This window comes from Longimicrobium sp., assembly GCF_036280135.1.
Lineage (GTDB): Bacteria > Gemmatimonadota > Gemmatimonadetes > Longimicrobiales > Longimicrobiaceae > Longimicrobium.
In genome coordinates this window covers 1-6,230 of record NZ_DASURI010000212.1, presented here as the reverse complement: position 1 = coordinate 6,230, position 6,230 = coordinate 1, and the positions used below count along the sequence as shown (strand labels likewise).

Genomic DNA, 6,230 nt, shown 5'->3' with positions numbered 1-6,230 from the left:
ACGCGCCGATCCCTGCCACCCCCGAGCGGCTTCGCGCGTACGGGTGACGGGGATCGACGGAGCAAAAGCAGATCGGGCGCGGAGATGAGATCTCTCCGCGCCCGATTGCGTTCAGCCCCAGGACCGCCAACAATCTCATCGCCAAGTCAGAGAACAGGCCGAAACAGCATTCTCACACGGGGCCTTCGCCAACGGAGTCAACGGTTGTCTTTCGATCAGTTACCGTTACCTCTGTTGGCCGAAGGCCCCGTGTGCAATCCTTCTGTGAGGCCATCCCGCTTCAGGTGCGTCCACCAAGACGACACCTTGGGTTGTGCCTTCAGTTCGCGTGGTTGTGCGCGCCGGACGCGGCGCCGGCGCGCTCGCGGACGCGGGCCTCGATCCAGCGCGACAGGCCGGGGTGCGGAAGCAGCGTCTCGCCGCTGTAGACCACCGGCAGCCCCTCCAGGTCCGCGCGGAACTTGACCTCGCTCACGCTGCCGCGCGAGATGAGCACGGGCACCACGATCACGGGCTGGCCCGTGGCCGCGTGCTGCGCCTGGATCTCGGCGCGCACCCTGGCCACGGCGGCCGCGCGCACCTCCGCCGGCGCGTCGTCGCGCACCAGGCCCACCCCCACCTGCGCGAAGCCCGTCGCCGCCCGCACGCTGTCGGCCACGGGGCGCAGGTTGCGCATCCACTGCGCGTACGCCTCGTCGTCGTTGGGGCCGTGGCCCAGCAGGTACAGCGCGCGCCCGGCGGACTGCGGCTGCATCGTCAGGGCGCGATCCGCCAGCACGCGTGCCACCTCGGGCGAGTCGTCGATGGCGCGGGCCACGTGGATGGGCACGTTCACGTCCGCGCGCTCGATGCCGGCCATGTGCAGGTGGTGCTGCATCATCTCCTCCAGCGCGTCCGTCTCGCCCGCCAGCCAGCGGATCTGCTCATAGTGGCCGCTGTGGCTGGACACCAGCAGCGGGACGACGACGATCTCCGACGCGCCCGCCGCCTCCAGGCGCTCGGCGGCGTCCTGGAAGCGGTGCGCCGGCGCCTCGGGGCCCATCAGGAAGCTCACCTCCACGGGGCCGCCCGTGTTCACCCGCGACGCGATGGCGCGCACCTGGTCGTTCCACCCCTTGTCGCCGCCGTGCGCCAGGATCAGCGTGCCCACGCGATTCTGCGCCGTCGCGGGCGACGCGAACGCGGCCAGCAGCAGCGCCGCCGCGGTCATCCGAAGTCCCTTCATCCGCAATCCTCCGAGTCCGTCCGTCAGTGATGTGTGGCAGCCCGGTCAGCGCCCCTCGGCGGACCAGGAGAGCGTCAGGTACAGGTTGCGGCCGGTGAACCCCGGCCAGCCCTCGGGGCCCGTGCCCGTCAGGTTGTCCACGCCCAGCGCGACGGCCAGCCCGCGCGGCAGGGTGTGCGAGACGCGGCCGTCCAGCCGCGTGTACGATTCGCGGTAGAGCACCACGCCGTCCGTCTCCTGCTCCGGCGTGCGCCCCGTGTACGACGCGGCGAGCCCCACGCGCAGGCCCGACGCGCGGGCGTACGCTAGCGCCAGCCGCCCGGAATGCTCCGGCCGGCCGAAGAGGGGGCGGCCGCTGGACTCGTCGCGCGTCGTCAGCCACGACCAGCCGGCATCCGCCCGCAGGCTGCCCAGCGCGGCGCCGGCCTGCGCCTCCACGCCGGCCGTCCGCCCCCGCGCCACGTTCTGGTAGCGGTACACGGCCAGCCCCGGCGTGGACGCCTCGTCGTCCACCACCGTCTCGATGAAGTCGTCGAAGTCCGTGCGGAACGCGGACGCGCGCAGGTAGGCGCGCTGCCCCGCCCACTCCGCGCCGGCGGACAGGCTGGTGCTCTCCTCCGGCCGCAGCGACGGCGTGCCGCGCACCGTGTAGCCGGCCGCGTCGTTCAAAAAGTCCATGTACAGCTCCTTGAACGCCGGCGCGCGGTACCCCGCCCCGGCGGAGGCGCGGAGGGCAAGCGACGGGACGGGCCGCCAGAGCGCGGCCAGGCGCGGCGTCCAGTGGTCGCCCCAGCGTTCGTCGTGCGACAGGCGGATGCCGGGGACCAAGCTCCACGCGCCCGCCGTCCACGTCGTCTGTCCGTACGCGTCCACGACGGACGCGTCGCGCTCGCCGCCTTCCACGCGGTCGCTGCGAGTCCAGTCCTGCCGCATCTCCACGCCCGCGTCCATGGCCAGCGGCCCCACGGCGCCCGTGTACGCCAGCGCGGCCTCGGCCAGGCGCTGCACCTCGCGGTCGCCGCCGCCCACGGGCGTGGGCCCGCTGGCGCGGCGGAGCGCGTGCTCAAAGCCCGCGACGTACAGCGACGGCGCCACGCGATGCGCGCCCGCCGTCCACGCGGCGGAAAGCCGGCCGCTCCACTGGCGGTTGTCGGCGAACTGGTAGAGCTGGCCCGTGCGCCAGCGCTGGTCCTCGTCCACCAGCCATCCGCCCGCCTCCACCCGCAGGGCGGACGACGCCTGCCAGCCCACGCGCGCGTTGCCGTCCCACCGGCGCGTGCCGGCGTCCAGCGGCGCATCCTGCCCGGGCACCAGGTCCACGTCGCGCAGGCCGCCGCGCACGGTCCAGTCGACCGTGCCGAGGGACGCCCGCGCGTACGCCGCGCCGTCCCGCCGGCCGCGGGAGCCGCCCGTGAGCTGCACGCCGCCGGCGGGAGCGCCCGGCTCCGGCGCGCGGGTGATGAGGTTGATGACGCCGCCCATGGCCTCGGAGCCGTAGAGCGTGGACTGCGGCCCCTTGACCACCTCCACCCGCTCCACGTCGGCCACGGGCAGGCGGGTGAGGTCCATCTCGCCGGAGATGCGGCCCACGACGGGCTCGCCGTCCACCATCACCAGCACGCGCTCGGAGCCCAGGCCCTGCAGGTAGACGCCCGTGCCCACCGGGTGCCCGCCCTGCACCTCCACGCCGGGCACCATCCGCAGCACGCCGGCGAGGTCCGTGGCGCCGCTGGCCTCGATGCGGCTTCGGTCGATCACCTCCGTGGCCACGGGCGCCTCGCCCAGCGTCTGCAGGCGGCGCGACGCCGTGGCCACCACCGTCTCCATCCGCAGCGGCCGCGGCGTGAGGGCGATGCGCACCTCGCGGATGGCGGGAACGGCCACCGTCGCCGCTCCGTCCGCGTAGCCGGGATGATGGACGGCGACCACCTGCGTCCCCGGGGCGAGCGTGGCCGTCCAGCGCCCGCCTTCATCCGACGAGACGACGGATGCGCCGGCCTGTACCCGCGCCCCGGCCACCGGCACGCCCGTCCCCGCCTCGACCACGACGCCGGAGACGGCGTGCTGCGCGGCGGCGGGTGCGGCCGCCAGGACGAGGGCCGCGACGAGGATCATCCGCCCCGCGTTCATCCGGCGAGCTTCGCGTAACGCAGGGTGATGCGGCGCGTCTCGCCGGCGGGGCCGTAGTACGAGGTGACCTGCACCTTGAACAGCGTGGCGCCGCGGCGCAGCAGGTACACGTTGAAGGTGGGCCACACCTGGTGGTCCGAGCCCGTGAGGTTGTAGCGGTACCACGGCTGGGCCTTGAAGACGCCGCCGTAGCTGTCGCCCTTGAACACGCTGGCGGGCGGCGACGCGGCGTTGGTGATGGCGTCGAACGGCTCCGTGGCCAGCACGGCGCCGGCCTGGCCGCCGCCGCTGGCGCCGCCGTTCACGCGGATGTCGTAGCCTTCGAGGGCAATATCCCAGTCCGTGGCCGTGCCCGCGGCGCCCGTCCCCAGGTCCAGGTAGGCGCGGCCGCCCGCCACGTCCACCGTCACCTGCTTCACGCCCCCCAGCGGGGCGGAGGCGGACGCCTGCAGCGCGTACTCCAGCGTGACCTTGCCGGCGTGCGCGCGCTGCGGGTCCGTCAGGGCCACGACGCGCAGCTTGGCGAACGCCGTCCCTTCCGCCGTGCGGACGTAGTAGACCTGCGCGGGGTTGGCGGAGACCACGTGCGTGGTCGGGTTGTACGACCACCAGCCGGTGATGGCCGACGCGAGCGAATCCGCCTTCCACGCGACCGGGTCCGCCGGGGCCACGGCCGCCGTGGTGGAGGTGAACGCGGCCAGCTGCGACTCGGCCGTGAACGCCTTGACCTGGTCGTTGGTGGCGGATTCGTTCTGGCACAGGCACCAGCCCAGCACGCCGCCTGGGCCCGCCTGCCCGCCGTTGAGCATGACGCTCGTGGCGTTCACGGCGATGTCCCACGCCGTGTTGGTCGCGGGGTTGGCGACGGTGACGGCCGGCGCGGCGGCGTCCAGGTCGGCGTACGCCCAGCCGGCGGAGCCGTCCAGCGTGACGGTAAGGAACCCGGGTTGGTCGATGCCGCCTTCGCCGGTGGGGGAACCGTCGCAGGCGGAGGCAAGAAGCACGAGGGCGGTGAGGCCGAGCAGTCGTCGATCCATGGCTAATCCGATGGTTGAGAATGAGTCTCAATCGCATAGTAAAGGATGAGGAGTCCGGGCGCAAGATCGGGATGCGGAGAGGCAGCCGCTGTAGGAAGAACGGTGATGCGGGTCGGTAGATTTTCGGACGGGGAGACTCGGCGGAGATCGGGAAATCGGGCAATCCGCGGCTCGATCGACCGGTCAGGTCACGGCTCGGTGATGCGGTCAACAGCTCGAACGGGCTTGGACCTGAGCACGGGTGGCCAGCCCCGCGCGGGCGCCCCCTCCGCTCGCCCAGGCTCGCACCTCCCCCAATAAACCCCTGGGGAGGTTGAACGGCGGTTCTGCCGCGAGGTGTGCGCGGCGCGTGAGGAGCTCAGGAAAACGTTGTCGGTGCAGGCGGGATGCGAACGCGACGGCCGGGCGCGGATCGGACGGCGGACGGCAGGGTGCGTGCTGTCCTTGGTAGAGAGGCGGCTGCCGGCGAGGGGACCGCTTCCGAATTTTTTCGAATGGGCAGGATCACGGCGTCGGGCGCGGAAGTCCGCCGATGCGCATCAACCTCCACCCGATCGCGATCTGTAAAAGGCGACTTCGGGGGGGGAGCGGGCGATCCGGATGATCAGACATCGCGCGGAGTGCTGGAGCGCGGCCGCCTCCGAGAGCAACTCAGCGCGCGGGCGGGATCACGCACTCCGGCGACCCGATTCTTCGGTCGGCGCCATCCAGCACGGGATGGATCCAGACGGCGCCTCCTTCAGAATGACGGCGTGGCCGGACGACATCGGTCGGCGTTTCTCGCGGAACGAAAGGAGCCCCGCCCGGCGTGGTGCCGGACGGGGCTCGTCATCCGTCCCCTGCCGGTCAGCCCGCGACGGGCGGGATGGGCATGGGCGGCGTGCCGTGCAGGCGCGGATCACCGGGCGGCAGCTCCGGCGCCTCGCTCATGGGCTCCGGCGCCTCCAGGTACGTGAAGCTGCCCTTGCCGTCGGGCGTGGTGCCGCTGGCCCACGAGCCGTCGGCGCTCTCCGTGCCGCTGGACATGTTCCAGAACTGGTACGAGACCTCACGCAGCTCGCTGTCCAGCGGGAAGGTGCTGGGCGCGGGCGTGGTCTCCAGGCCGTCGCGCTCCAGCTCGGCGATGGCGGCGATCCACTGGTTCTGGTGCATGGTGTCGCGCGCCAGCATGAAGCGGAACATGTCGCGGACGCCCTTGTCCTCCGTCTGGGCAAAGAGCCGCGCCACCTGCAGCCGCCCCTGCGACTCGGCCGTCACGTTGAACCGGAAGTCCGCCAGCAGGTTGCCGCTGGCGATGGTGTACCGCGACGTCCACGGAAAGCCCACGCTGTCCGACGGCAGCGCGCCCCCGCCGCTGACGATGAGGTGCTGCGGGTTGAGCGCGGCCGCGACCAGGTCGCGGGTGTCGTCGCCGCCCATCACGGCGCCCACGATGGGGATCCGGGCCGCGTCCTCCTGCGCCTTGAGGGGCGCGCCCTCCAGCAGCCGGGCGATCATGGTGGCCACCATCTCCACGTGCGCGATCTCCTCCGTGCCGATGTCCAGGAGCATGTCGCGGTACTTCATGGGTCCGCGGCAGTTCCAGCCCTGGAACAGGTACGTCATCATCACGCTCATCTCGCCCCACTGGCCGCCCAGCACCTCCTGCAGCTTCCTGGCGAACAGCGGATCCGGCGCGTCGGGCCTGGCGTGGTACTGCAGCCGCTTGTCGTGGTAGAACATCGACCCTCTCCCTCTCGGATACGGATTCGGCAGGGAGCACCCCCGCGGCGCCCCGCCGCCCCGTGCTGAAAAACGGGCCGGGGGGGCGGTGGCACGGGCCGGGCCAGCCGCGAAAC

The 6,230-nt window shown here is 72.6% G+C and carries 4 protein-coding genes; all 4 read right to left on the bottom strand.

What is annotated here, in order from left to right:
- Nucleotides 1-319: 319 nt before the first annotated feature.
- Nucleotides 320-1,225 (bottom strand): sirohydrochlorin chelatase, encoded by a 906-nt coding sequence (locus VFZ20_RS06355; protein ID WP_329683001.1) that lies wholly within the window; start codon nucleotides 1,223-1,225, stop codon nucleotides 320-322.
- Between the two features lie 45 nt (nucleotides 1,226-1,270).
- Nucleotides 1,271-3,340, bottom strand: a complete 2,070-nt coding sequence (locus tag VFZ20_RS06350; RefSeq protein WP_329683000.1) for a TonB-dependent receptor — start codon at nucleotides 3,338-3,340, stop codon at nucleotides 1,271-1,273.
- An 11-nt stretch (nucleotides 3,341-3,351) separates the two neighbouring features.
- The gene (locus tag VFZ20_RS06345) at nucleotides 3,352-4,392 is read right to left on the bottom strand and encodes an HmuY family protein (protein WP_329682999.1); all 1,041 of its coding nucleotides are present in this window, start codon (nucleotides 4,390-4,392) and stop codon (nucleotides 3,352-3,354) included.
- Nucleotides 4,393-5,238: 846 nt separating this feature from the next.
- A complete protein-coding gene (locus VFZ20_RS06340) occupies nucleotides 5,239-6,114 on the bottom strand; it encodes a manganese catalase family protein (protein WP_329682998.1) in 876 nt (291 codons plus the stop codon).
- Nucleotides 6,115-6,230: the final 116 nt, after the last annotated feature.

Excerpts from the sequence above, each read along its gene's own strand:
- VFZ20_RS06345 (WP_329682999.1), bottom strand. The coding sequence starts at position 4,392 with ATGGATCGACGACTGCTCGGCCTCACCGCCCTCGTGCTTCTTGCCTCC.
- VFZ20_RS06340 (WP_329682998.1), bottom strand. The coding sequence starts at position 6,114 with ATGTTCTACCACGACAAGCGGCTGCAGTACCACGCCAGGCCCGACGCG.
- VFZ20_RS06355 (WP_329683001.1), bottom strand. The coding sequence starts at position 1,225 with ATGAAGGGACTTCGGATGACCGCGGCGGCGCTGCTGCTGGCCGCGTTC.
- VFZ20_RS06350 (WP_329683000.1), bottom strand. The coding sequence starts at position 3,340 with ATGATCCTCGTCGCGGCCCTCGTCCTGGCGGCCGCACCCGCCGCCGCG.